This is a genomic window from bacterium (assembly GCA_024226335.1).
Taxonomy (GTDB): domain Bacteria; phylum Myxococcota_A; class UBA9160; order SZUA-336; family SZUA-336; genus JAAELY01.
Genome location: JAAELY010000511.1, coordinates 1 through 814 on the forward strand (window position 1 = coordinate 1; position 814 = coordinate 814).

Sequence of the window (814 nt, forward strand, 5' to 3'; positions counted from 1 at the left end):
ATGGACGTCGTGGTATCGGGTGACTTTGCCTTCGTGGCGGACAACTGGATGGGGCTTCAAGTGATCGACATCAGTGATCCGACGAGCCCAACGCTCGCCGGTACCTACACTACGCCGCATGACGCTATGGGCGTTGCGGTGTCAGGCGATCACGCTTTCGTGGCAGCTGATGCGCACGGCCTGGTGGCGATCAATATCCTCGCCCCATCGAGCCCGACGCTCGCCAGCTCCTACAATACGCCGGGTGGCGCCCTTGGCGTTGCCGTTTCGGGTGACTTTGCCTTCGTGGCGGATAATACGACCGGCCTTCTGGTGATCGACATCAGTGACCCCACGAACCTCACGCTCGCCGGTAGCGTGGCGTGGCCGGGGTCCCATGCCTATCGCGTTTCCGTTTCAGGTGACTTTGCCTTCGTAGCGGACACTTGGGACGAGCTTCAAGTGATCGACATCAGTGACCCCACGAGCCCCCAAAGGGTCGGCACGGCGACCTTTGGGGAGTCAGCCCGTGGCGTCGCGGTATCGGGTGACTTCGCCTTCGTCGCAGCCCTGGGGGATGGCTTTCAGGTGGTCCGCGCGTTCCAGCACGAACTCGATTTAAACAACAACGTCGGCCAATCGCTCGCGGTGGACGGTGGAAGCGATACCTTCCCTCGCGCCCGCCTGGCGAGCACACAGACCGCGGGTGTCTCGTGGGAGCTGAGCGCCAACGGGGGTTGGAACTGGCAGGCGTTCACACCGGACGGGTCCTGGAACCAGTTCACGATGCCGGGTAACGAACTCCTCTGGCGCTCGACCCACACGGGTTCGCCGG

General features: G+C 63.1%; 1 protein-coding gene. It reads left to right on the top strand.

From position 1 onward, the window contains the following. The coding region (locus tag GY725_24825; protein ID MCP4007419.1) for a hypothetical protein at nucleotides 1-814 on the top strand (814 nt) is incomplete at both ends.